The sequence below is a fragment of the Rhodococcus sp. GQ147 genome (assembly GCF_059759155.1).
The window spans coordinates 242,677-268,178 of record NZ_JCAXDU010000005.1; the positions used below are offsets into that span (position 1 = coordinate 242,677).

A 25,502-nucleotide genomic window follows, 5' to 3' on the forward strand; every position below is an offset into this window, starting at 1 on the left:
CGGACGGGGTGGCGTCCGATGGAGCAGTGTCGGATGCCGAGCTGCTCGCAGCACACATCGCAGGCGATCGGCATGCCTTCTCCGCCTTGCTGGCACGACATCACGACCATCTGTGGCAGGTCGCGCGGCGGACGAGTTACTCGAACGAGGACGCGGCCGACGCGCTGCAGGAGGCACTGCTCTCGGCGCACCGGAGGGCTTCGGGTTTCCGGGAGGACGCCGCGGTCCGCAGCTGGTTGCATTCGATCGTCGTCAACGCGTGCCTCGATCGCATCCGCCGCAATCGTGTCCGCGTGACCGTCCCACTGTTCGAGGACGATTCGCACGACCTGCGTACCCCGCGCGATCCCATCCACGACACCGAGATCGCACTCGACATCGAATCCGCCCTGTTCGCACTGCCACCCGACCAGCGGGCAGCCGTCGTCGCGGTGGATGTGGAAGGTTTCTCCGTCCGGGAGGCGGCGCAACGTCTCGGTGTTCCGGAGGGAACGGTCAAGAGCCGCTGTGCCCGCGCGCGGAGCCGGCTCGCAGTTCTTCTCGACGACCTTCGCTCCGAGGGGAACCGATCGTGATCCCCCTCCGTCTTACTCTGGTGAGGGATGCCGAACCGCGGAGGAGAGTCGCGCATGAACGAGGACGAGATGCGTCCGTCGAACTCCGCCGAGATGCGCCCGCCGTACTCCGCGGAGTTGCTCGCCGATCTGCATGCCGGGGTGCTCGACGAGGAGCTCGCCGCCCGGTTGTGGCCGCGCGTGCGCCGCGATCCCGGGGCCGTCGTGTATCTGGCGCGGCTCGACGCGACGCAGGCGCGGTTGTCGGCCCTGCGCGGCGCTCCACCGAAAGAATCGATTCCGCCCGAGATCGCCGCGCGTATCGGTGCCGCGCTCGCGGAGGATCGATCCGACGACCGGTCCGATGTCCGGTCCACACCGTCCCGCATCGCACGGCGTCGCCGGTGGGCGGTGGCCGGTGCCGCGGTCGCGGCTGCAGTGGCGGTGTTGCTCGTGGTGGTCGTGCGCGAAACGGCTTTCGGTAGCGACGACCCGACCGGTGTTCCCGTCGCGGCAGCGGAAGACGAGGCCCTGTTCGAACCCTCCACCCTGCGGGCGATGATCGGCGACACCGATCCCGGTCTCCTCGGTGGAGCCGATCGTCTCCGAGAATGCTTGGACGCGAACGGTTTCGAAGGCCGGTCACCGATCGGTTCACGCGCGGTGCGGTACGCCGGCGACGATGCCGTCCTCGTCCTGTTGAGCGGACCGGACGCACCGGCGCTTACCGCTCTGGTGGTCGGAACCGACTGCGACGCAGATGATCCCGCGATATTGGTCCGCAAGACGATCGGCTGACCTTTCGGCGCTCGGGTCCGGCGCTCGGGTCCGGCGCTACGCCACGGTCGACAACAGTTCCAGGATCCGCGCGCGCAGCGCGGGTGTGTCGTCCTCCGCGGCGATAAGGCCGGCGAACAACGCCGACCCCGCTGCCATCACGAGCACGGCCTTGGCGTCGATCTCGACGTCCGAGCCGTCGCCGTCGGCGAACAGGGCGGTGCTGGGGCCGCTGAACGTGCGCCAGAGCGTGTTGCGGAGGTCGTCGTGGTCCCGCAGTGCCGCGAGAAGCCCCGGGAGCGCAGCGCGGACCTCCGGCCGGGAGAACAATTCGATGCTCCCGGTGACCACCCATTCGATCCAGCCCTTGCGATCGATGCCGTCGTAGGGCGTCAGATCGGGTGCGGAACCGAGCAGTGCGTCGAGCACCAGGTGGGCCTTGGTCGGCCACCGACGCGTGAGTGCGGCGCGGCCGACGCCGGCGCGGGCGGCGACCGCCCGCAGGCTCAGCCCGTCCCAGCCGTGGGAGCGGAGCATCTCGCGGGTGGCGGTGAGGACGTCGTTGTCTATTCGGGGGTCGCGGGGGCGCCCCGGAGCGGTGCTGGGCATGGGATCCGTGATGTCGGGACCGAGTGGGAATCGATCTGGCGCGGAGTGTGACGAGCGTTATAGTCGAAGCGCAATTACGATACCACTGGCATCGAAAGTAGGGGCATGTCTTCGCCGCGACCCACCGTGTTCGAACCGGCCCGACTCGGGCCGCTCACCCTCCGCAACCGCATCGTCAAGGCGGCAACCTTCGAAGGGGTCATGCCTCGAGGAGCCGTCAGCGACGAACTCGTCGAATTCCACGCCGAGGTCGCCCGCGGCGGCACCGCCCTCACGACCGTCGCCTACTGCTCGGTCTCCCACGACGGCCGCGTCCACCGCGACACCCTCGTGCTCGACGCCGACTCCGTCCCCGGCCTGACCCGGCTCACCGACGCCGTGCACGCCGCCGGGGGTCTGGCCTCCGCGCAGATCGGCCACGCCGGACTCGTCGCCAACCAGATCTCCAACAAGATGAAGACGCTCGCGCCGTCCACGCGCATCAGCGCCCCCGCCATGGGGCTCGTCCGCGGCGCGACACTCGAGCAGCTCGATCGGGTGGTCGAGGACTACGCACGCGCCGCGCGCTTCGCCGTCGAGGCCGGATTCGACGCCGTCGAGGTCCACCTCGGGCACAACTACCTGCTCAGCTCCTTCATGAGCCCGAATCTCAACAAGCGCTCCGACAAGTACGGCGGCAGCATCGAGGGCCGTACCGCCTTCCCGCGTCGCGTGCTCGAGGCCGTCCGCACGGCGGTGGGGGAGGGGGTGGCCGTCATCGCGAAGTTCAACATGACCGACGGCGTGCCCCAGGGTCTGTGGCTCGACGAGTCCCTGCCCATGGCCAAGCTCATCGAGTCCGACGGCACCATCCATGCCATGCAGCTCACCGGCGGGAGCTCGCTGTTGAACGGGATGTACTTCTTCCGCGGCGACGTCCCCATGAAGGAGTTCCAGGCGTCGCAGCCGAAGGTCGTCGGCTGGGGACTGAAGGTCTACGGGCCGAAGATCTTCCCGAAGCTCCCGTTCGAGGAGGCATTCTTCCTGCCCATGGCCCGGCAGTTCCGCGAGGAACTGAAGATCCCGCTGATCCTGCTCGGCGGCATCAACCGGCTCGACACTATCGAGACGGCGCTCGACGAAGGCTTCGAGTTCGTCGCCATGGGCCGCGCGCTGCTGCGTGATCCGTATCTCGTCCGCAAGTTCGAGGAGAAGACGGCACACGAAGGTCTGTGTATCCACTGCAACAAGTGCATGCCGACCATCTATACGGGCACGCGTTGCGTGATCCGCGAGACGCTGCGGGACGTGCCCGGCGCGGCCTGAGACCGTACCGGTTCGCATCGAGGGCGGGCCGGTCGGGCGACCGGCCGGTCCGTACAGGGCGTCTGTGGCGGGACGCACGGCGGAAGGGGAACAACACCGTTTACCCTGGTGTTGACAGTATCTGTAGGCTGCCGTCCGGTTCCGGCCGGATCGCCCGCAGTCCTCGCGCCCCCGTTCACCCAACCGGAAGGCTCCGCCGCATGACGACCTCGCCCACGATTCACGACCTCATCATCGTCGGTTCGGGACCGGCCGGATACACCGCCGCCATCTACGCGGCCCGCGCCGAACTCACCCCGCTCGTCTTCGAGGGAACGCAGTTCGGTGGCGAGCTCATGACCACCACCGAGGTCGAGAACTTCCCGGGCTTCAAGGACGGGATCATGGGCCCGGAGCTCATGGACCAGATGCGCGAGCAGGCACTGCGTTTCGGCGCCGATCTGCGCACCGAGGACGTCGACGAGATGGACCTCACGGGCCCGGTCAAGACGGTCGTCGCCAATGGCGAGACCTACCGCAGCCACGCCGTCATCCTCGCGATGGGCGCCGAGCCGCGTTACCTCGGTGTGCCCGGGGAGTCGCAGCTGCTCGGCCGCGGCGTTTCCGCCTGCGCGACCTGCGACGGCTTCTTCTTCCGCGACCAGGACATCGCCGTCGTCGGCGGTGGCGACTCCGCGATGGAGGAGGCGACCTTCCTGACGCGCTTCGCGCGCAGCGTCACCCTCATCCACCGCCGCGAGGAGTTCCGCGCCTCGAAGATCATGCTCGAGCGCGCCCGCGCCAACGAGAAGATCCGCTTCGTCACCAACGCGAAGGTCGCCGAGGTGCAGGGCGAGAACAGCGTCACCAACCTCGTCCTCGAGGACACCGTCACCGGCGAGCGCAGCGACCTGCCGGTCACCGGCTTGTTCGTCGCCGTCGGCCACGACCCGCGCAGCTCGCTCGTCAAGGGTCAGGTCGACCTCGACGACGAGGGCTACGTGAAGGTCTCGGCGCCGTCCACCGCGACCTCCGTGCCGGGTGTCTTCGCCGCGGGCGACCTCGTCGACCACACCTACCGCCAGGCGATCACCGCCGCCGGCACCGGATGCTCGGCGTCCATCGACGCGGAGCGGTGGCTCGTCGCGAACCGCGAGGTCGAGGCGCCGACGCTCGCCGAGGCCTGATCCACCACCCCGTTCCACATTCCACCCCGAGATTCAGGAGACATCCGTGGCCGACAAGAACACCGTCACCATCACCGACTCGTCGTTCGTCGAGGACGTACTGCAGTCCGAGAAGCCCGTCCTCGTCGACTTCTGGGCCACTTGGTGCGGTCCGTGCAAGATGGTCGCTCCGGTTCTCGAGGAGATCGCAGCCGAACACGGCGACAAGCTGACCGTCGCCAAGCTCGACATCGACGCCAATCCGTCGGCCGCACGCGACTACCAGGTCATGTCGATTCCCACGATGATCCTCTTCTCCGGTGGCAAGCCGACGAAGACGATCGTGGGGGCCAAGGGCAAGGCGGCGTTGCTTCGGGATCTCGCGGACGTCCTGTAGTACCGTCCCAGGATCAACCTCTCGGATGTGCCCGTGAGCCCGTCTTCACGGGCACATCCTTCATCCCACTCCCGTTCGATGCTGCCCAGCCCTCACGCCGGGCACCGATCCTGTCAGCACGGAAAGGCCCGATACATGCGCCCTCTTCGTCACGGCGACCACGGTCCGGCGGTCGCCGAGATCCGGAGCACCTTGGCCGGCCTGGGCTTCCTGCACAACGAGCCCGAGGAGTCGGGCGACTGGATGGGATCGGACGTCCCCTTCGATCGTGAACTCGACGGAGCCGTGCGCGCGTTCCAGCAGCAGCGCGGTCTGCTCGTCGACGGGACCGTAGGCCCCGCGACCTACCGTTCCTTGAAGGAAGCGTCGTACAAGCTCGGTGCGCGCACCCTGATGTATCAGCTCTCCGCTCCGCTTTACGGCGACGATGTCGCGGCCCTGCAGACCCGTCTGCAGGATCTCGGCTTCTACGTCGACCGCGTGGACGGCTACTTCGGGCCGAAGACCCACGAGGGTCTGTGCTCCTTTCAGCGCGAGATCGGACTCGCCTCCGACGGCATCTGCGGTGCCGAGACACTGCGCTCGCTCGAACTGCTCGGCACGCGCGTGTCGGGCGGGTCGCCCCACGCGATCTCCGAGGAGGAGATCGTGCGCCGCTCCGGTCCGCAGCTCAGCGGCAAGCGCATCGTCATCGACCCGGGTCTCGGCGGTAACACCCACGGCATCATCGTGCCGAGCCCTCACGGCCCGATCTCCGAGGCCGACATCCTGTGGGATCTCGCGCGTCGGCTCGAGGGCCGGATGGCGGCGACGGGCATGGAGACCTTCCTGTCGCGGCCGTACCACGTGAATCCGACCGACGTCGAACGCGCGGGCACGTCCAACGCGTTCGGTGCCGACCTCATGATCTCGCTGCGGTGCGACGCGAGCCACAGCCCCGCCGCGAACGGCATCGCGAGCTTCCACTACGGCAACTCGCACGGGTCCGAGTCGATGATCGGACAGGTGCTCTCCGGTTACATCCAGCGCGAGATCGTCGCCCGCACGAGCCTGCAGGACTGCCGCAGCCACGGCCGCACCTGGGATCTGCTGCGCCTGACGAACATGCCGACGGTGCAGATCGATCTCGGTTACCTCACCAACGAGCAGGACGCCGCGCTGCTCGCCGATCCGCGCAGCCGCGACATCATCGCCGAGGCGATCCTCATCGCGGTGAAGCGGCTGTACCTGCTCGGCCAGGACGACCAGCCGACCGGCACGTACACCTTCGCCGAGTTGCTTGCCGAAGAGTTGTCCATCTCCGACAGTCGCTAGCAGGCCCGTAGACGAGAAAAGGACCGCCTCGCAGAGTCTGCGGGGCGGTCCTTTTTCGTCGGTGTCGGGTGTACGTCAGTGGGCGCCGACGGCCGAACCTGCGGTCAGATCCGCGACGGTGAGAGAGGACTCCTCGAGGAGCCGATCGAGGGCGGCCTCCACGGCGAACTTCCACTCGTGGTCGCGGTCGAGCTCGAGACGCAGCCGCGGGTAGCGGTAGTGCGGGGCGACGACCTCGAAGCCCATGTCCTCGAGGAAGTCTGCGTCGATCATGCACTCCGTGTCGGAGCACCCGAGTGCGGCCGTCGCGTGCGGCACATCGCTCGCTTCTACGTCGGCGGTACGTCGGATCCCGAAGGCCTCGATGGCACGGACGTTACGACGGACGAGATCGGCGACGACACCGCGGATGAGGTCGGCTCCGACATCCGGCTCGTCCGCGTGCGGTTCGGTCCGCATGGATGTCAGCAGGATCGCGTCGGCGCTGACGGGCGCGGTAGGGAAGGCCTGCGCGCGGGGAACCATGCCCGGCGGAGCGTAGAGCGCGCACCCGGCGGCCTTGTCGCCGATCGTCGCGATCTGGCCGCACGACCCCCATTCGAGAAGGACCATGGACAGCCATGCTTCCTTCTCGAATTCGGGGTCGGCGAATTGCTGAACGTCGGGCGATGAGGTGGGATCCAGCTCCCAGAAAACGCACCGTCGCGCATGAGCAGGCAACTGCTCGATCCCACTCAACGTGAGCGGTGATACTCGGGTCGACACGGGATAGCTCGCCTCCACGTCTTTCGTCTACAGACTGTTGTCTTGCTCCGACGAGGAGTCAAGAAAGGTCGGTCTGAGACTCCATCATCTTCACGATGCGTTCGAGGTCGTCGACCGAACCGAACTCCACCACGATCTTGCCCTTGCGCTTGCCGAGGCTCACGGTCACGCGCGTGTCGAAGGAGTTCGACAGACGCTCCGCGACGTCCTGCAGCCCCGGCATCTGGATGGGCTTCCGACGCTTCTGCTGCGGAGCGTCGGGGGTGTCGTTGCGGTTGGCGAGCACGACGGCTTCTTCCGTCGCCCGCACGGACAGGCCCTCGGCGACGATGCGTGCGGCGAGTGCCTCCTGAGCGTCGGCACCGGCCTCGAGCGCCAACAAGGCACGCGCGTGCCCGGCCGACAGCACTCCGGCCGCCACGCGTCGTTGCACCGCGACCGGCAATTTGAGCAGCCGGATCATGTTCGTGATGACCGGCCGCGACCGTCCGAGCCGACTCGCGAGTTCCTCGTGGGTGACCTCGAACTCCTCGAGCAACTGCTGATAGGCCGCGGCCTCTTCGAGGGGGTTGAGCTGCACCCGGTGGATGTTCTCGAGCAGCGCGTCGCGCAACAGCGATTCGTCCTCGGTGTCGCGGACGATCGCGGGGATCGTGCCGAGGCCTGCCTCCTGGACGGCACGCCAGCGACGCTCACCCATCACGAGCTGGAATCGGTCGCCTTCGAGACGGCGGACCACGACCGGCTGCATGAGCCCGAACTCGCGGACGGAGTGGACGAGCTCGGCGAGCGCTTCCTCGTCGAAGACCTGCCGCGGCTGCTTCGGGTTGGGCTCGATCCGGTCGATCGGGATCTCGAGGTACACCGCTCCGGTGGGGGAGGGGAGGGGTTCGCTTTCGGATGCCGCTCCGGACGCCCGTGCCGCGTCGTCCTCGACAGGCTCCGCCGGGGACGCGGGCGCCGGCGTTCTGCCGTCGCCGATGATGAGATCGGCGGCTGCCATACCCAAACCCGAGGACGGGAGGTTCAGGACCGACGAGCCGGGGCGACGCGACGCAGCCGACTTGGACTGTCCGCCCGAAGCAGGCTTCGACGGTTCACCCGCGGCCGGTGCGGACTTGGCCGGCGCCGCGGTATTGGTGGGAGCGGTGGCCGTGGGGGCGGCGGCAGTGGAACTCGGGGCGGTCGTGGGCTTCTGCTCTGCATCCACCGGGGGACCGGTGGGGATGAGCGCTGCCAGACCTCGACCGAGCCCACCTTTACGTGTCGCGCTCATCCGTTCCCCTGATTCTCGTGTACCCCGCGTGCCGCCAACTCGCGCCCGGCGTCGAGGTAGCTCATCGCGCCGCGCGATCCAGGATCGTAGTCGAGAACGGTCATCCCGTAACCGGGAGCTTCGGAAACCTTCACGCTGCGGGGAATGACCGAACGCAGCACCGCGCTGCCGAAGTGCGCACGCACCTCTGCGGCGACCTGATCGGCCAGCTTGGTGCGACCGTCGTACATCGTCAGGAGGACGGTGGAGACGTGCAGTTCGGGGTTGAGGTGCGACTGGACGAGCTCGATGTTGCGCAGGAGCTGCCCGACACCTTCGAGTGCGTAGTACTCGCATTGGATGGGTATGAGAACTTCCTTCGCCGCGACGAGCGCGTTGACCGTGAGCAGACCGAGCGACGGCGGGCAGTCGATGATCACGTAGTCGAACTCGCGGTCGCCTAGCGCCTCCTTGGTGAGGGCGTTCCGGAGGCGGTTCTCGCGCGCGACCATCGAGACGAGTTCGATCTCGGCACCGGCGAGATCGATCGTGGCGGGGATACAGAAGAGGCGTTCGTTGTGCGGGCTCTGCTGCACGGCCTCGGCGGCATTGATCTCGCCGAGGAGGATCTCGTAGCTCGAGGGCACACCGGAATAGTGCGGCACGCCCAGGGCGGTGCTCGCGTTGCCCTGCGGATCGAGGTCGACCACGAGGACCGACAATCCTTGCACGGCGAGCGCGGAGGCGATGTTCACCGCCGTGGTGGTCTTACCGACCCCGCCCTTCTGATTGGCGATCGTGAAGACGCGACGCTCGCGCGGCTTGGGCAGTGCGTTGGCATCGCTCGGATGCAGGACCTGGGTGGCGCGATGAGCAGCCGCGCCGATCGGGGTGTCGACGGTGGAGAAACCGTCGAAGGGTACGGGGGAGAAGTCGTCCTCGGCGCCTCCGGTTTCACGTGAAACAGCGGATTCAGATCCACCCGTCATAGAACACTCCTTACACGTAGATCCGCTCGGTTCGCACGCTACATCCTCGTCGCTTCCCGGTCGCGACTTCGAAGACCGGGTCGAGGCGCCGAAGGGAGAATGCGAGTCCCGGGCCCGGAGCTGTCCCCGGCCTTCCGGCCACGCGCACGCATTCTCAGTTGGTTCAGTATCCCATCCGCATTCTAGGTTCCGTCGGCGACATGGCCGGGTGACGTTTCACGTGAAACGGGGAGCGGAGTTGTTTCACGTGAAACAGGCGGAGGAGCGGCTCGGTGGTTTCACGTGAAACAATCCCGACCCACACGAGTGGGCCCGAGAACCGCGAACACCCAGACTGAAATGCTCTGGTCCGCAATACTATTCACATTAGTGAGTTTCAATCGGAGTGCACAGGAAGATAATTCGTTTGATAAACACATTTCAGGGAATCTGAAACATCACAGTGACGAAACGCCATGGGGTGATCGGGTCTGGTGTGACAACGTCCGAAACAACCGTTTTGCACCGGTAATGTACTCGAGTAGATTCCTCGAGTCGGAAAGAATGTCTCGGAAACGGCAACACCCTCCCGACCCGGTAGGGGAGGGGAGGGTGTCGGGGCGATCGTCGCGCCAGGCGATTCGCTCAGCGCTTCTTGCGACGCCGCGCCGGCCGCGGAATCCGCTCGGCCTTCACGACGATCGTGGGTGTCGGAAGGAGATTGCCTCCGCACTCGAGCACCTCGAGATTGCCGGCACCGAGGCGAGCGAGTTCGTCGTGATCGCGGTCGATCTCTTCTCGAGCGGACGAACCCTTCAACGCCAGCATCCGGCCTCCCTCGTGTACGAGGGGGAGCGACCACTTGGCGAGCTTGGCGAGAGGTGCGACGGCACGGGAAGTCACGACGTCTGCGCCGCCCGCCTCCTGGAGGACGCTCGGCTGCTCAGCACGGCCACGGACCACGAGAATGTTCTCGATCCCGTGGGATTCGACGAACTCCGCCAGATAGACGGTGCGGCGCAGAAGCGGCTCGACGAGCGTGACCTGGAGGTCGGGACGGGCAAGTGCGAGAGGAATACCCGGCAGACCGGCACCGCTGCCCACGTCGACGACTGTCTCACCCTCCTGGATGAGTTCGCCCACCACGGCGCAGTTGAGAATGTGTCGTTCCCACAGGCGCGGCACCTCACGCGGCCCGATGAGCCCCCGCTCGACACCTGCCGTCGACAACGAATGGTGGTACCGCTCGGCAAGTTCGGTCCGATCCCCGAAGACCCGCTGCGCGACCGCCGACAGTTCCGCCTCGTGCTGTTCCACGTGAAACATCCTTTCCTGTCGGCTCACCCGAAACAACATCGGGACCCACAGCATCAGTTACGAAAAGGCGAAGAGGGACCCTGACGACGCAGAGTCCCTCTTCGGTCGGCACGGCCGACTCAATCCTTGACGATCACCACACGGCGGTGCGGTTCCGCACCCTCGCTCTCGCTGGACACACCGTCGATCTTCGCGACGGCGTCGTGCACGATCTTGCGCTCGAACGGCGTCATCGGCTCGAGCTCTTCGCGCTTGCTGGTCTCGAGCACGCGCTTCGCGGCCGACGCGCCGAGCGATGAGAGCTCGGCACGCTTGCCTGCACGCCACCCGGCGATGTCGAGCATGAGCTTGCTGCGCTCGCCGGTCGCCTGCTGCACGGCTAGACGGGTGAGCTCCTGCAGAGCGTCGAGAACCTCACCGTTGCGACCCACCAGCTTGGTCAGATCCTTACCGCCGTCGATGCTCACGACCGCGCGGTCGCCCTCGACGTCGAGGTCGATGTCACCGTCGAAATCGAGAACGTCGAGCAACTGCTCCAGGTAGTCGCCGGCGATCTCGCCTTCTTCGATGAGGTAGTCGTCATCGAGATCGGCGTCCGCCGCAGTGTCGCGCTCCTCGGGTGCCACCGCGAGGTCCTCTTCCACCTTGTCCAGGTCACTGGCCATATTCAGCTCTCTTCTACTTCGGTCAGCGCCGCTTGCGCTTGGAGTTCTTGGGTCGGCTACCCGGCTTGGGAGCGGACGCACCGGACTTCGAAGCCGCAGGGGAGCCGTCGCCGGCCGCGGCGTCCTTCTGCAGCGACACCTCGCCGGTCTCGTCGACCGTGGCATCGACGGCGTCGGACGCTGCGGCCGAGCCCTTCTTCTTGGACTTGTCGGGGCGAGCACCCGGCTTCGGTGCGTTCTCGTTCCGGCGGGCCAGAGCCGCAGCCTTCTTCTCCTCTTCCTCCTTGTCGATACGGCGGAAGACGAGGTGCTGCTGTCCGTAGGTCCAGATGTTGTTGCTGACCCAGTAGATGATGACGGCGATCGGCAGGAACGGACCACCGACGAGCACACCGAGTGGGAAGACGTACAGGGCCAGCTTGTTCATGATCGCGGCCTGCGGGTTCGCGGCGGCCTGCGCGCTCTGGCGGGAGACCGAGGCACGAGCGTTGAAGTGCGTGGCGACGCCGGCGACGATCATGAGCGGCACCGCGACGGCGGCAATTTGCCAGCGCGTCGGAATGCCGCCGAAAGGCTCGAACGCCTCGAGCGACGCCATCGGCTGCGTGATCCACGACGAAATCGGAGCACCGAACAGGCGGGCGCTCAGGAACGACTGGACGTCATCCGGGCTGAACGCATAGTTGCCGATCTGCGCGTTCTCCTCCGGAGTCAGCCCGAGCTGGCCGAAGCCGGTACCCGTGCGGTTGAACGAGCGCAGCACGTGGAACAAGCCGATGAAGACCGGGACCTGCAGCAGAACGGGCAGACAGCCCATCAACGGATTGAAGCCGTGCTCCTTCTGGAGCTTCTGCATCTCGAGTGCCTGGCGCTGCCGGTCCTTGGCGTACTTCTTCTGAAGTGCCTTGATCTGCGGCTGCAACTCCTGCATCTGGCGGGTCGTGCGAACCTGCTTGACGAAGGGCTTGTAGAGAATCGCGCGCAGGGTGAACACGAGGAACACCACCGACAGCGCCCAGGTCCAACCGCTGTCCGGTCCTAGGAACGGGATCGCGGCGAAGACTTTGTGCCAGACCCAGAGGATCCAGGACACGGGATAGTAGATGAAGTCGAGCACGGCTCTATGTACTCCTCTGGTCGTCCATGATCGCCACGAAGAGGCGTCGGTCTCGGGTCTCGGCTCCGGTCAGGTACCCACTGGGGACGACCGATGTTTCCGTTCGGGTACCGGATCCCACCCACCAGGGTGCCAGGGGCCACACTTGAGCAGTCTCACCGATGCCAGGACCGCACCGACGACGACACCCCGCGTGCGCAGCGCCTCCACGGCGTACTCGCTACAAGTCGGGGTGAATCGACAGGTCGGCATCCGTGTGGGCGACACATAGGTGCGATAGAGCTCGATACAGAAGATCAATGCCCGGGCCGGGGCGGACCGCAGGGACCGCCACCACGACCTCCGCTCGGGCTCGGTCATGCGCGAGCACTCCCATGCGAGGCGGAAGCACCGGCGTCGAGCAGTCCGAGGCGGGTGAGACCCGACCGCACCTGCTTGTCGAGCTCACGGGAATCCGCGATGGCAGCGCCGGGTAGTGCGCGCAGCACGATGTCGGTCTCGGAGGGCAGAGCCTCGACGAGACCTGCACAGATATGACGAAGCCGGCGTGCGACTCGATGTCGAATCACCGCCGGCCCGACAGCCTTGCTCACGACCAGTCCGAAACGCGGACCGCCGACACTCACCAAGGACTCGGTGCGATCGCGTTCGAGAACGTGAACCACCAGATCCCGCCGCCCCTGACGACGCCCTCGGCGGACGGTATCCGAGAAATCCGAGTGGCGCCGCAGTCGATACGGCTCAGGTAGCACCCCGAGCTCCCGTTAGGGAATCAGGCGGTGAGAGAAGCGCGGCCCTTACGGCGACGCGCCGAAACGATCGCGCGACCCGCACGGGTGCGCATCCGGAGACGGAAGCCGTGAACGCGCGCGCGGCGTCGGTTGTTCGGCTGGAACGTCCGCTTGCCCTTGGCCACGGTCGACACTCCTCGATAATTCTGCGACGGCGCGGCAAGCACCGTCGTCCAACGTGTACGTGAATTCGCAGGATTCGTATTGCTCGACTCGAGCCGGACGAACCCGTCACCTCGGTATGAGTGACTGTTCGAGGCTACTCGGACGCGGGCGCGAAATCAAACCGCGACGAACAGCGCCGATCAACGCGACACGCCGGACCTGTTCGGCGAAAACCACTCGCCGAGAAGATATGTGATCCGGAGCACAGCTCGGGTACGCTTTGGGCCATGTCTTCGACGGCGCATCGCGACTACCTGTGCAGTCCCGCGTCTCGCTCCATTCGACGACGATGTGCCGGCCGGTGACGGCCTGCTGCCCCGCGCCTCTTCGGGCGTCGTCGCGCAGCTTCTCCGGGCGCGTTCACCGAACACGGAGTCGGACCGCGTCGCACCGTGTGTCACACTGATCCCCGCAGACCGCCCGGGCCCACGAGCCCCGCCGAGCGAATACACACCTCCCATCCACACATCCACCGGGTGATTCCCCCGGTTGTCCACACCTGTGGATAATCGTGTGGAAAACCGGTGACCAAAGGGAGGGAAGCTGCGTGAGCGACGAGCCGAACGCGCTGGCCGATGTGTGGACGGACGTCGTATCCGAGCTGACCATCGACGACGGAATGCTGACGAAGAGCCAGAAGGCATGGCTCGCGCTGGTAAAACCGATCACGCTCGCACAGGGATTCGCGCTGCTCTCGGTGCCGTCCACCCTCGCCCAGCAATCGATCGAACGCGATCTGCGCGAACCCATCCTCCGCACCCTCAACCGGCACCTCGGTCACCGGGTCGAGGGTCTCGGTGTGCGTGTCGAACCGCGGGAACGCGTGGACGACCCCGCCGAGGATCCCTACGCCGAACCCCGCGACACGCTGCCCCTCGAGGGTCTGCCGGAAGATGCACAGCCTGTGAATCCGCGCACGGCAGAGCCCCGCAGCCGTGACCCGCGCACGGCAGAGCCCCGCAGCCGTGATCTGCGCACGGCAGAGCCCCGCAGCCGTGATCTGCGTCGCGACCCTCCGATGCCCCGGGATGTCGCCGGCGCGCGGGACGGGGCTGTGGCCAGGGACGGCGTCGGGCCGATGGACGGGGGCTTCACCCGGGACGGCATGCTTCCCGGTGAGGGTGCGGCCTATCGGCGACGCCTGATCTCCTCGCGCGAGCACGACATGCTCGAGGCCGACCACGGCGAACTCGAGGAGGTCGACGACGACCGGGAGGCGATGACCGCCGTCCGCGAGTCGTGGCCGTCCTATTTCACCCAGCCCCCGCCGCCCGAGACGCCGCCCATCGGCAGCAGCAGCCTCAACGCGAAGTACACCTTCGACACCTTCGTGATCGGTGCGTCGAACCGGTTCGCGCACGCCGCGGCGGTGGCCATCGCCGAGGCACCGGCGCGCGCCTACAACCCCCTGTTCATCTGGGGCGCCTCGGGCCTGGGGAAGACCCATCTGCTGCACGCCGCCGGCCACTATGCACAGCGCCTCTTCCCGGGCATGCGGGTGAAGTACGTCTCCACCGAGGAGTTCACCAACGACTTCATCAACAGCCTCCGCGACGACCGCAAGGTCGCGTTCAAGCGGCGCTACCGCGAGACCGACATCCTCCTCGTCGACGACATCCAGTTCATCGAGGGCAAGGAAGGCATCCAGGAGGAGTTCTTCCACACTTTCAACACCCTCCACAACGCCAACAAGCAGATCGTCGTCTCGTCCGACCGGCCGCCCAAGCAGCTCGCGACGCTCGAGGAACGACTGCGGACCCGGTTCGAGTGGGGACTGATCACCGACGTCCAGCCTCCCGAACTCGAGACGCGCATCGCGATCCTGTCGAAGAAAGCACGCATGGACGGTCTGAACGTGCCGCACGACGTGCTCGAGCTGATCGCGAGCCGGATCGAACGCAATATCCGCGAACTCGAGGGTGCCCTGATCCGTGTGACGGCCTTCGCGTCGCTCAACAGGCAGCCGCTCGATCTCACCCTCGCCGAGGTCGTGCTGCGTGATCTGATGCCGGATTCCTCGGCTCTCGAGATCAATGCCGCCACGATCATGGCTGTGACCGCGGAGTACTTCGGGACGTCGATAGACGACCTGTGCGGGCCCGGAAAGGCACGGCCGCTGGCGCAGGCCCGCCAGATCGCGATGTATCTGTGCCGCGAGCTCACCGACCTGTCGCTGCCGAAGATCGGGCAGACCTTCGGTCGCGACCACACCACAGTCATGTACGCGGACAAGAAGATTCGCAAGGAGATGACCGAGCGTCGCAAGGTCTACGACCAGGTTCAGGAGCTCACCGCGCGTATCAAACAGCGGTCCAAGCGCTGATTCCTCGAGCCTCGAGTTTCCATCCACAGGGAGCGTCCACAGGGCGCTCCCTGTCCCGTATCTCGAGAAATTTCCGGTCCCCACACCTGTGGACAAGGGTGTGCAGAACGTGGGATCTTTGTGGACGAACGGTGGACAAAGAATGAACAGTCTCGAGGAATCCACATTCATCCTCGAGAACTCCTCGAGTTCATCCTCGAGTTCGACGCCCTCGAGAACGTTGCCCCACCAGCCTAGACGGTCGTTCGTCCACAGATTCCACAGGCCCTATTACTACTTCTGTGAGTTCTCTTCAGAAATCTTCTTTCAAAACAGGTGTGTGGAGAGCGTCGGTCCACAGGCCCTCGAATGAGGCTCACGCCTCGAGCCTCCCGGCTTTCCAAGCAGCGAGGGAAGGCATAACGTGGACCCGCATCCCCCGGCTCCGCTCTCATCGGTGTCGGGGTTCTGTGACAGACTTCGTAGACTTGTCGAGACCACGATCGAAGGGATCCACCGGGCGATGGAGCTGGGAAGTATGAAGTTTCGTGTGCCTCGCGAGGACTTCGCTGATTCCGTTGCATGGGTTGCCCGAAGCCTTCCGTCGCGACCCCCCGTTCCCGTCCTGGGCGGTGTCCTGCTCGGAGCGGACGAACGCGGGCTGACGGTCTCGGGCTTCGATTACGAGGTATCCGCGCAGGTCCACGTCTCGGCCGAGGTCATCACCCCCGGTCAGGTGCTGGTGTCCGGCAAGCTGCTCGCCGACATCACCCGCGCGTTGCCCCACAAGCCTGTGGATGTCGTGCTCGACGGCACCCGTGTGCTCATCACGTGCGGTAGCGCCAAGTTCTCGCTCCCCACCATGCCTGTGGAGGACTACCCGCAGCTGCCCGCGCTCCCGCAGCAGACCGGTGCACTCTCCGGCGATCTGTTCGCCGAGGCCATCAGCCAGGTCGCCGTCGCCGCCGGCAAGGACGACACGCTTCCCATGCTCACGGGCATCCGAGTCGAGATCGAGGGCACCGACATGGTGCTCGCTGCCACCGACCGTTTCCGTCTCGCAGTGCGCAAGCTCGAGTGGATGCCCACCGCGGAGTCCACCAGCTCGGCCGTGCTCGTGCCCGCAAAGACCCTCTCCGAGGCCGCGAAAACTGTTGGCGGGTCGTCCAACTCCCCGGTCCAGCTCGCGCTCGGCAGCGGGTCGTCGGTGGGCGCCGAGGGCCTGCTCGGCATCGTCGCCGAAGGTCGCCGCACCACCACGCGCCTGCTCGACGCCGAATTCCCCAAGTTCCGCCAGTTGCTCCCCAACGAGCACACCGCGATGGCGACCGTCGAAATCGCACCGTTGGTCGACGCGATCAAGCGTGTCGCGCTGGTCGCCGAGCGCGGTGCGCAGGTCCGACTCGAGTTCACCGAGGGCAGCGTGATGCTGTCCGCCGGTGGCGACGACGCCGGCCGCGCCGAGGAATCGCATCCCGCGGAGTTCTTCGGTGAGCCGCTGATCATCGCGTTCAACCCCGGCTACCTGCTCGACGGTCTGACGTCGCTGCACACCGACAAGGTCTCGTTCGGGTTCACCACTTCGAGTCGTCCGGCCGTGCTGCGGCCGGCGCTCGACGAGGAGCCCGTGCCGGATTCCTCGGGTACGTTCGCCGCTCCGGACAGCGATTACACCTATCTTCTGATGCCGGTGCGCCTGCCGGGCTGACCGGCCCCGAGACTGGACCCCCGTGTACGTTCGCACCTTCTCGCTGCGCGACTTCCGTTCGTGGAGAACGGTTTCCGTCGACCTCACTCCGGGGGCGACGGTCTTCGTCGGGCGCAACGGACACGGGAAGACCAATCTGCTCGAGGCCCTCGGATATCTGTCGACGCTGTCGTCGCACCGGGTGTCCTCCGACGGCCCGCTGCTGCGGGCCGGCACGTCGCGGGCGTTCGCCGGGGCGCTGGTCGTCAACAACGGTCGTGAGCTCGGTATCGACATCGAGATCAACGAGGGCAAGCAGAACCGGGCGCGGATCAATCAGTCGCCCGCCCGGCGTCCTCGAGAGATCCTCGGCATCCTCCGCACGGTGCTCTTCGCCCCGGAGGATCTGTCGCTCGTGCGCGGCGACCCGGGTGATCGCCGGCGGTTCCTCGACGAACTGCTCAGCACGCGTTTCCCGCGGATGAGCGGGGTTCGGGCCGACTACGACAAGGTGCTGCGCCAGCGATCCGCCCTGCTCAAGACCGCGGGGGGAGCACTGCGGCGAGGGAGTCGCTCGAGCGACGGGGCGGGCGCTCTGGCGACCCTCGACGTGTGGGACGGTCATCTCGCGGCCCACGGAGCCGAGCTGCTCGCCGCGCGCATCGCGTTGCTGCACGAACTGGCCCCGCACGTGTCCGAGGCGTACCGGTCGATCGCACCCGAGTCGCGTCCGGCGAGCCTGCGTTATCGCAGCAGCCTGGCCGACGCGCTGCCGCCGGAGTTCTCCGACCCGGCCCGCACGCCCGCGCCCGACGACCGGGAGTTTCTCGAGACCGTCTTCCTCCACCGCCTCGCGGAGGTGCGGTCGAAGGAGATCGAACGCGGCGTCTGCCTCGTCGGACCCCACCGCGACGATCTCGACCTGACGCTCGGTGCCGAACCCGCGAAAGGCTATGCGAGCCACGGCGAATCGTGGTCGTTCGCGCTCGCACTGCGGCTCGGGGCATTCGCCCTGCTCCGCACCGACGGCACCGATCCCGTTCTCATGCTCGACGACGTCTTCGCCGAACTCGACCGACGGCGCCGCTCCGCCCTCGCCGAGGTCGCCGCGACGGCCGAACAGGTGCTGATCACGGCGGCCGTGCCGGAGGACGTGCCGGCCGAACTGAACGGCGCCCGATACCCCGTGCATGCCGAGGACACCGAAGAAGGTCGTATCTCTGTGCTGGGATCGGTGCAACGGGAGACGGACCCGCTCACCGGGGAGGTCGGATGAACGACGAACAAGCAGGTCCCGAACGCGGTGCCGGGCCGGAGCGCAGCGCGGACGAGCCGGAGCCGAAGGGCATCGATCTGGCCCGCCGCGCGCTCGAGGAGGCTCGAGCTGCCGCCAAGGCGAGCGGTAAGGCCGTCGGCCAGGGACGCGCGTCGCGCGGGCCGCTGCGCCCGAAACGCCGACGCCGTGGCTGGTCGGGGCCCGGGCCGGACGACCGCGATCCCCAGACCCTCGGTTCGCTCGCGCAGTCGCTGTCCAAACAGCGGGGCTGGTCGGCGCACGTGTCCGAGGGCACCGTCATGGGAAGCTGGGCGCGGGTCGTCGGCGACGACATCGCGAGCCATGCCCAGCCGACCACACTGCGCGACGGGATCCTGCACGTCTCGGCCGAGTCGACCGCCTGGGCGACCCAGCTGCGGATGATGCAATCGCAGATTCTCGCCAAGATCGCCGCGGCCGTGGGGCACGGGGTGGTCAAGGAACTGCGGATCACCGGCCCGACGGCTCCGAGCTGGCGGAAAGGCGAACGCCACATCCGCGGCCGCGGACCGCGCGACACCTACGGGTGATCCCGGGCTCGCTCCCGGCCCGTACGAGGGGCGAAAATCGGAGCGCGTAGGAAATCACGTTGTCCGGGTCGCGAAGAGGCCGCTACGGGGACGTCAGCGGTACGGAACGCCCGCTTTCGTGTCCGCCCCGGCGCAAGGCTCACGGGCACGTAGGATGGACAGGAATGCGTCGCGCGCGTGCGCGGGGCCGATCGGAGAAGGAGAGCTACCCACCCGTGGCTGCCCAGAAGTCGAACAACAACAAGAGTGAGTACGGTGCGTCGTCCATCACCGTCCTCGAGGGTCTCGAGGCGGTGCGCAAGCGCCCCGGTATGTACATCGGTTCCACCGGAGAGCGTGGCCTGCACCACCTGATCTGGGAGGTCGTCGACAACTCCGTCGACGAGGCCATGGCCGGTTACGCGTCGAAGGTGGAGGTCACCCTCCTCGCCGACGGCGGTGTCCAGGTCGTCGACGACGGTCGCGGTATCCCCGTCGGTATGCACGCCTCCGGTGTGCCCACCGTCGAGGTCGTCCTCACCCAGCTCCACGCGGGTGGCAAGTTCGACTCCGATGCCTACGCCGTCTCCGGCGGTCTGCACGGTGTCGGTATCTCCGTGGTGAACGCCCTGTCCACAACCCTCGAGGTCGAGATCGACAACGACGGCTACCACTGGGAGCAGACGTACACCGCCTCGAAGCCGGGCGAGCTCGTCCGCGGTGAGGCCACCAAGCAGACCGGTACCACCGTCCGCTTCTGGCCGGACCCGGAGATCTTCGAGACCACGACGTTCAACTTCGAGACCGTCGCGCGTCGCCTGCAGGAGATGGCGTTCCTCAACAAGGGACTGACCATCACTCTCACCGACGAGCGGGTCGCTCCCGAAGAGGTCACCGACGAGGACGTCCCGGAGACCGCCGAGGCGCCGAAGACCGCCGAGGACCAGGCCGTCGAGGCGACCGAGCCCGAGGTGCACAAGGTCAAGGTCCGCACCTACCACTACCCGGGTGGTCTCGAGGACTACGTGCGCCACATCAACCGCACGAAGTCGCCGATCCACAACTCCGTCGTCGGGTTCACCGCCAAGGGCACCGGCCACGAACTCGAGGTCGCGATGCAGTGGAACTCGGGTTACTCCGAGTCCGTCCACACCTTCGCCAACACCATCAACACTCACGAGGGCGGTACGCACGAGGAAGGCTTCCGTGCGGCGCTGACCACGGTCGTCAACCGCTACGCGAAGGACAAGAAACTCCTCAAGGACAAGGACCCGAACCTCACGGGTGACGACATCCGTGAGGGTCTCGCGGCGATCATCTCCGTCAAGGTCGCTGAGCCGCAGTTCGAGGGCCAGACGAAGACCAAGCTCGGCAACACCGAGGTGAAGTCCTTCGTGCAGAAGGCGTGCAACGAGCACATCTCGCACTGGTTCGAGGCCAACCCGGCCGACGCGAAGACGATCGTCACCAAGGCCGTGTCGTCGGCGCACGCGCGTGTCGCCGCTCGTAAGGCGCGCGAGCTCGTCCGCCGCAAGAGCGCGACCGACATCGGTGGTCTGCCCGGCAAGCTCGCCGACTGCCGGTCGAAGGACCCGAGCAAGTGTGAGATCTACATCGTGGAGGGCGACTCCGCGGGTGGCTCCGCCAAGTCGGGTCGCGACTCGATGTACCAGGCGATCCTTCCGCTGCGCGGCAAGATCATCAACGTCGAGAAGGCCCGGATCGACAAGGTCCTCAAGAACGCCGAGGTCCAGTCGATCATCACGGCGTTCGGTACCGGCATCCACGAGGAATTCGACATCTCGAAGCTGCGGTACCACAAGATCGTCCTGATGGCCGACGCCGACGTCGACGGTCAGCACATCGCGACGCTGCTGCTCACGCTGCTCTTCCGCTTCATGCGGCCGCTGGTCGAGGAAGGCCACGTCTTCCTGGCACAGCCGCCGCTGTACAAGCTCAAGTGGCAGCGCAGCGAGCCGGAGTTCGCGTACTCCGACCGCGAGCGCGACGCCCTGCTCGAGGCGGGTCTGAAGGCCGGCAAGAGGATCAACAAGGACGACGGCATCCAGCGCTACAAGGGCCTCGGTGAAATGAACGCCAAAGAGCTGTGGGAGACCACCATGGATCCGAGCGTCCGCGTCCTGCGTCAGGTGACCCTTGACGACGCCGCTGCCGCCGACGAGCTGTTCAGCGTTCTGATGGGTGAGGACGTCGCGGCACGACGGAGCTTCATCACCCGTAACGCGAAGGATGTCCGCTTCCTCGACGTCTGATCACGGCCGGCAGCGCCGGAGAACTGCATGCGAATCCCCGCTGTGTCGTACATCACGGCGGGGATTCGCATGTCGTGCGCCCGGAAGTGGGCAGGGCCGTTAGCCTTCTTCGTTACTCGTGAGTACACTTCTATCGGCCATCTGTACGTGTGGCTGCCGACGAGGGGGCTGGGGCAGCGCGGGGTACGGGAAGAACTCACTCTTCCGTATCCGCTGTATGTCCCGATATGGTGCCCTCACCCGAAACGTCTCGTTCGACTGCACTCGATCGAAAACGCGCTCAACGGAGTGCAGTGCCGACTGGTGTTCGTCGCCCGGCGCGGACGGGGTGGAAGGAGAGCTGTGATCCATGAGTGACAAGTCGCCGCCCCAGCAGCGGTGGTGGAACATCGAGGGGTGGGGTCTTCGCAGGAAGGTCACCGCCGTTCTCGCTGTCCCCGTGACTGTGGCAATGGTCCTCGGTGGTCTTCGGGTCGAGAACGAGCTCAGCAACGCCGTCCACTTCTCGTCCGCCGCCGATCAGGTCGCAGCCGTGCCGGACATCGTGGATTTCTCGACGGCGTTCGCCACCGCCACCGCGGATGCCGCGGTCGGAACGGCGACCCCCGAGGAAATGGCGGCTCTCGGTGACGCTTTCGGCACGATCGCCGCGATCACGGAGAATCCCGAGCTCGATCCCGCCGTGACCGCCGACCTCAGCCGCACCGCCGCCACGGCCCAGTCGCTCTACACGAAGATTCAGGCGGGTCCGGTGCCGATCGAGGAGATCGGTGCCGTCACCAACGAGGTGCGCGACAGCCTCAACCGTGTCGTCGAGGCCATCCTCGGCGAGGTCGACGATCGCGAGATCATCGGCTATGGCGACCAGCTGATCAACGCGTGGTACTCGCAGCGCTACCTCTTCGGTCAGGTTCTCGGTCTGCTCCAGCTGATCGACGACCCGACCCAGCCGGGCACCGCGCTGGTGTCCGCCTCCGGCGCCGAGCTCGCGATGCTCGACCTGCTCGCCCGCTCCTACCTGATGGCCGATCAGCAGATCGCCGAACTGCGGGCCGGCGTCCAGGAACGTGCCGACATGGTCGACGCGGCCGGTTCCGGTCCGCTCCCGATCCTCGACATCCGCGCGTCGCTGCTCGACAGTGTCGACATCTACGGCACCATCATCGACGAAGCGTCGTCGCAGGTCAGCACCACGATTCAGGACCGCGCCGCGGAAACCCGCTCGGCCGCTCTCCGCGACACCGCGATCGTGCTCGCAGCCCTGCTCGCAGCCCTCGTGCTCGCATTGCTCGTGTCCCGCTCACTGGTCGGCCCGATCCGCCGCCTGCGTTACGGCACGCTGAAGGTCGCGCGGCAGGAGCTGCCCGAGGCCATCGACCGCATCAAGGTCGGCGACAACATCGAGGATATCGAGTTCACCCGAGTCCCGGTGCACACCACCGAGGAGATCGGTCAGCTCGCCCGCGCCGTCGACGACATGCACGGGCAGGCACTGCGTCTCGCCGGCGAGCAGGCACACCTCCGCCTGCAGATCAGCGACATGTTCGAGACACTCGCACGTCGCTCCAAGTCGCTCGTCGAGCAGCAGCTCGGCCTCATCGAACGACTCGAGTACGAGGAGAAGGATCCGGCCCGACTCGAGAGCCTGTTCCGCCTCGACCACCTCGCCGCGCGTATGCGCCGGAACGGCGACAACCTGCTGATTCTCTCCGGTACCCGCACGCGCCGCGGTCACTCCGCGCCCGTGCAGCTCGGCGACATCCTGCGCGCCGCGATGTCGGAGGTCGAAGACTACCAGCGCGTGCAGATCGGTTCGACTCCCGACGGTGCCCTCAGCGGCGCGGTCGCGACCGACATCGTGCATCTGCTCGCCGAGCTGGTCGACAACTCGCTGCGCGCGTCGCCGCCCGACAGCAACGTCACCTTCAGCTTCGCGCGAGCCGTCGACGGTGGCCTGCTCGTCGAGATCGCCGACCGCGGTATCGGTATCCCGGCCGACGAACTCGAGTCCATCAACCAGCGTCTCGCCAAGGGCGGCGAGGTCGGTCCCGACACCGCACGCCACATGGGTCTGTTCGTGGTCTCGCGACTGGCCGAGCGGCACGGTCTCACCGTGCGCCTGCGCCCGACCTTCGACACCGCGCGCAACCCGGGTATCACCGCGAGCGTCCACATCCCGGACGTCCTGCTGGTCTCCCCGTTGGCGTTGTCGCACACCGGTCCCCAGCCGCGCATCGAGATCGAAGCGGAGGAGTACTCGGCACCGCAGGCGCTCTCGGCGCCCGTCGCCCCGCAGGGTCTGCCCGCGGCCGACGACCGGCACGAGTACGCGTCCTCGCAGCCGCTCGACTCCGCCGACGATGTCCGTGCGGACGAGTCCGACGATGCCTACGACAACGGCTACGCGAACAACGGTTACGCCGCCGATGTCGACGAGAGCGCTTCCGCCGCATGGGATGCGGAGCCGTCCTACGACGACGAGCGACGCGACGAGCCGCAGCGCGACAATCAGGCACCGCCGGCATCCCGCGAGTTCGGCCCGTCGGGTCTTCCGCAGCGTCGCCCGGGTGGAACTCCGGGTCTGCCCACGCGTCAGCCGGGCGAGACGCCTGGTCTCCCGACTCCACCCCGGTCGCCGCAGCCGCGCCGGATCGAGCCGGACGCCGCAGCAGCCTTCGCGTCGTCGCTGCCTCCGCGCGGTCCTCGTCGCGGGCCGGACGAGACCAACGGTCACCCGCTCGACGGCCGCAACGGCGACGGCCGCAACGGTGCCGGGCCACGACCCGACGCCGATCGGTCTCGCCGGGAAGGGCTTTCGGGTCTTCCGCAGCGTCGTCCCGGTGCCACACCGGGCCTGTCGCCAACGGACTCCCAGCAGTCGCAGTCGCAGTCCTTGCCGGTCCGTGAGCCCCAGCAGGGTTCGGCGCATCGTGCACCCGCCCCGCAGCAGCGACCCGCGTCCCCCGGTCTTCCGCAGCGTCGGCCGGGCGCGACTCCCGGCCTGCCGGGACGGGCTTCCGGATCGTCCCCGTCCGTTCCACAGAACCGGCCGCAGCAACAGCCGTCGGCGGGACCGCTCGCAGGTGGCGACGCCGCAGGTCGCCCGGACACACCGAACCGTCCCGACCTGCCCCAGCGCGCCCCCGCGCCGGACGCACAGCGCGCCCCCGAGCAGGATGCGGACCGTCGGCAGCAGGAACCCTCGACGGGTTTCCCGCAGCGTCGTCCGGGAAGCGCGCCCGGTCTGCCGCGTCGTCAGCCGGGCAGCACGCCGGGGCTTCCGCAGCAACCCGCTGCGTCGACCAACGCTTCCGAACCCGATTCGGCCGCAGCGGTCTCCGGCCCGAGCATCGCCGACGGTGGCTCCGTCTCACCGCACAGCGACGCGCAGCAGGCGGCCCGCCATCGCTACCGGACCAACTCGGCGAAGACCGCATCGTTCTTCCAGCCGCGGTCCGACCTCGCGTCGGCCCGTCCGCAGCCGGCGAACACCCCGATCTTCACCACGATGATGTCGGACTGGCTCGTCGACCCGACGAGCCTTCCGGAGGACCGCAGGAAGCGGGAGTGGCACTCCGCGGCGGACGCGGGTTGGGAAGCCGCACAGCGTGCTACCGAGTCCCCCGTGGAGGAGCACACCACCGCGGGTCTTCCGCGGCGCGCTCCCGGCGAGCGTCTGGTGCCGGGTGCTGTTCGGGCACCGGCAACGGGTGAGCTGCCGAGGACCATTCGACGTCGAGACCCGGAAGCCATCCGGGCCAACTTGAGCCGCCATCAGCAGGGTGTCCGCAACGGACGCGCCTCGGCGAATTCCAGCAATCGCGAGAACGACGAACAGGGAGTTCGATGAATATTGATCATGGATCCGACGCAGCTCGTCCATTGGACTGGTTGGTTTCCAACTTCGCGCGCGAAGTCCCGGGTGTCTCGCATGCCGTGCTCGTGTCCGCCGACGGTCTGCTCATGGCCGCCAGCGCCCACCTCCCGGTGGATCGTGCCGAGCAGCTCGCTGCGGTGACCTCGGGCCTGGCCAGCCTGTCCAACGGTGTGTCGCAGCTGTTCGACGGTGGGGGTGTGCTGCAGTCCGTCGTGGAGATGCAGCACGGCTACTTGCTGCTGATGAGCGTCGGCGACGGCTCGCACCTGGCGGCTCTGACCGCCTCCGAGTGCGACATCGGACAGGTCGGTTACGAGATGGCGCTCTTGGTCGATCGAGTGGGTGCTTCGGTCGAAGCCACCCCGCGGGTCGGTCTAGGGTCCTGACGTCGAGGT

At 67.0% G+C, this 25,502-nt stretch carries 23 protein-coding genes; 13 read left to right on the forward strand and 10 right to left on the reverse strand.

The window, feature by feature from the left end; all coding sequences use genetic code 11:
• Positions 1-26 precede the first annotated feature (26 nt).
• Positions 27-575, forward strand: a complete 549-nt coding sequence (gene sigM / locus AC6CID_RS08710; protein WP_033098127.1) for an RNA polymerase sigma factor SigM — start codon at positions 27-29, stop codon at positions 573-575.
• Positions 576-629: 54 nt separating this feature from the next.
• Positions 630-1,352, forward strand: a complete 723-nt coding sequence (locus AC6CID_RS08715; protein ID WP_019290481.1) for an RsmA family anti-sigma factor — start codon at positions 630-632, stop codon at positions 1,350-1,352.
• 36 nt (positions 1,353-1,388) lie between these two features.
• On the opposite strand, the gene AC6CID_RS08720 is transcribed toward AC6CID_RS08715, so the two are convergent.
• On the reverse strand, positions 1,389-1,940 hold the full coding sequence (locus AC6CID_RS08720; protein WP_006550897.1) for a TetR family transcriptional regulator: 552 nt from the start codon (positions 1,938-1,940) through the stop codon (positions 1,389-1,391).
• Positions 1,941-2,045: 105 nt separating this feature from the next.
• Here AC6CID_RS08720 and AC6CID_RS08725 point away from each other — a divergent pair, with 105 nt between their 5' ends.
• The 4 genes from AC6CID_RS08725 to AC6CID_RS08740 all read left to right on the forward strand — a co-directional run bounded on the left by AC6CID_RS08725 (position 2,046) and on the right by AC6CID_RS08740 (position 6,101).
• Entirely contained in the window at positions 2,046-3,245 is a 1,200-nt protein-coding gene (locus AC6CID_RS08725) for an NADH:flavin oxidoreductase (protein ID WP_006550898.1), read from the forward strand.
• 200 nt (positions 3,246-3,445) lie between these two features.
• Entirely contained in the window at positions 3,446-4,411 is a 966-nt protein-coding gene (trxB, locus tag AC6CID_RS08730) for a thioredoxin-disulfide reductase (protein WP_006550899.1), read from the forward strand.
• Positions 4,412-4,457: 46 nt separating this feature from the next.
• Complete coding sequence (gene trxA, locus AC6CID_RS08735; RefSeq protein WP_006550900.1) at positions 4,458-4,787, forward strand: thioredoxin; 330 nt, start codon at positions 4,458-4,460, stop codon at positions 4,785-4,787.
• Positions 4,788-4,922: 135 nt separating this feature from the next.
• Positions 4,923-6,101: an N-acetylmuramoyl-L-alanine amidase gene (locus AC6CID_RS08740; protein ID WP_024102537.1), complete on the forward strand. Its 1,179-nt coding sequence runs from the start codon at positions 4,923-4,925 to the stop codon at positions 6,099-6,101.
• 75 nt (positions 6,102-6,176) lie between these two features.
• On the opposite strand, the gene AC6CID_RS08745 is transcribed toward AC6CID_RS08740, so the two are convergent.
• The 9 genes from AC6CID_RS08745 to rpmH form a co-directional block, all read right to left on the reverse strand.
• A complete protein-coding gene (locus tag AC6CID_RS08745; RefSeq protein ID WP_033098129.1) occupies positions 6,177-6,866 on the reverse strand; it encodes a hypothetical protein in 690 nt (229 codons plus the stop codon).
• Positions 6,867-6,924: 58 nt separating this feature from the next.
• Positions 6,925-8,142, reverse strand: coding sequence for a ParB/RepB/Spo0J family partition protein (locus AC6CID_RS08750; protein ID WP_498353838.1), 1,218 nt, complete (start codon positions 8,140-8,142; stop codon positions 6,925-6,927).
• Entirely contained in the window at positions 8,139-9,110 is a 972-nt protein-coding gene (locus AC6CID_RS08755; protein ID WP_006550904.1) for a ParA family protein, read from the reverse strand. Before AC6CID_RS08755 ends, AC6CID_RS08750 begins: the two co-directional genes overlap by 4 nt.
• Before the next feature lie 624 nt (positions 9,111-9,734).
• Positions 9,735-10,415, reverse strand: a complete 681-nt coding sequence (rsmG, locus tag AC6CID_RS08760; protein WP_033098073.1) for a 16S rRNA (guanine(527)-N(7))-methyltransferase RsmG — start codon at positions 10,413-10,415, stop codon at positions 9,735-9,737.
• Between the two features lie 110 nt (positions 10,416-10,525).
• Positions 10,526-11,071, reverse strand: a complete 546-nt coding sequence (locus AC6CID_RS08765) for a Jag family protein (RefSeq protein ID WP_006550906.1) — start codon at positions 11,069-11,071, stop codon at positions 10,526-10,528.
• A gap of 22 nt (positions 11,072-11,093) precedes the next feature.
• On the reverse strand, positions 11,094-12,188 hold the full coding sequence (yidC, locus tag AC6CID_RS08770; protein ID WP_064061425.1) for a membrane protein insertase YidC: 1,095 nt from the start codon (positions 12,186-12,188) through the stop codon (positions 11,094-11,096).
• Between the two features lie 69 nt (positions 12,189-12,257).
• On the reverse strand, positions 12,258-12,548 hold the full coding sequence (gene yidD / locus AC6CID_RS08775) for a membrane protein insertion efficiency factor YidD (RefSeq protein WP_006550908.1): 291 nt from the start codon (positions 12,546-12,548) through the stop codon (positions 12,258-12,260).
• On the reverse strand, positions 12,545-12,940 hold the full coding sequence (gene rnpA, locus AC6CID_RS08780; RefSeq protein WP_024102541.1) for a ribonuclease P protein component: 396 nt from the start codon (positions 12,938-12,940) through the stop codon (positions 12,545-12,547). The genes yidD and rnpA overlap by 4 nt, the downstream gene beginning before the upstream one ends.
• Positions 12,941-12,960: 20 nt before the next feature.
• Positions 12,961-13,104: a 50S ribosomal protein L34 gene (gene rpmH / locus AC6CID_RS08785; protein ID WP_006550910.1), complete on the reverse strand. Its 144-nt coding sequence runs from the start codon at positions 13,102-13,104 to the stop codon at positions 12,961-12,963.
• Positions 13,105-13,691: 587 nt separating this feature from the next.
• Here rpmH and dnaA point away from each other — a divergent pair.
• The 7 genes from dnaA to AC6CID_RS08820 all read left to right on the forward strand — a co-directional run bounded on the left by dnaA (position 13,692) and on the right by AC6CID_RS08820 (position 25,493).
• Positions 13,692-15,467, forward strand: a complete 1,776-nt coding sequence (gene dnaA / locus AC6CID_RS08790; protein WP_498353839.1) for a chromosomal replication initiator protein DnaA — start codon at positions 13,692-13,694, stop codon at positions 15,465-15,467.
• A gap of 502 nt (positions 15,468-15,969) precedes the next feature.
• The gene (gene dnaN, locus AC6CID_RS08795; protein WP_024102543.1) at positions 15,970-17,154 is read left to right on the forward strand and encodes a DNA polymerase III subunit beta; all 1,185 of its coding nucleotides are present in this window, start codon (positions 15,970-15,972) and stop codon (positions 17,152-17,154) included.
• Positions 17,155-17,176: 22 nt separating this feature from the next.
• Positions 17,177-18,409, forward strand: a complete 1,233-nt coding sequence (gene recF, locus AC6CID_RS08800) for a DNA replication/repair protein RecF (RefSeq protein ID WP_064256044.1) — start codon at positions 17,177-17,179, stop codon at positions 18,407-18,409.
• Positions 18,406-18,978 (forward strand): DUF721 family protein, encoded by a 573-nt coding sequence (locus tag AC6CID_RS08805; protein ID WP_019290471.1) that lies wholly within the window; start codon positions 18,406-18,408, stop codon positions 18,976-18,978. Before recF ends, AC6CID_RS08805 begins: the two co-directional genes overlap by 4 nt.
• Positions 18,979-19,193: 215 nt before the next feature.
• The gene (gyrB, locus tag AC6CID_RS08810) at positions 19,194-21,230 is read left to right on the forward strand and encodes a DNA topoisomerase (ATP-hydrolyzing) subunit B (RefSeq protein WP_019290470.1); all 2,037 of its coding nucleotides are present in this window, start codon (positions 19,194-19,196) and stop codon (positions 21,228-21,230) included.
• Positions 21,231-21,579: 349 nt separating this feature from the next.
• Positions 21,580-25,080 (forward strand): ATP-binding protein, encoded by a 3,501-nt coding sequence (locus AC6CID_RS08815; protein ID WP_006550916.1) that lies wholly within the window; start codon positions 21,580-21,582, stop codon positions 25,078-25,080.
• Positions 25,077-25,493, forward strand: coding sequence for a roadblock/LC7 domain-containing protein (locus AC6CID_RS08820; RefSeq protein ID WP_006550917.1), 417 nt, complete (start codon positions 25,077-25,079; stop codon positions 25,491-25,493). Before AC6CID_RS08815 ends, AC6CID_RS08820 begins: the two co-directional genes overlap by 4 nt.
• Positions 25,494-25,502 lie beyond the last annotated feature (9 nt).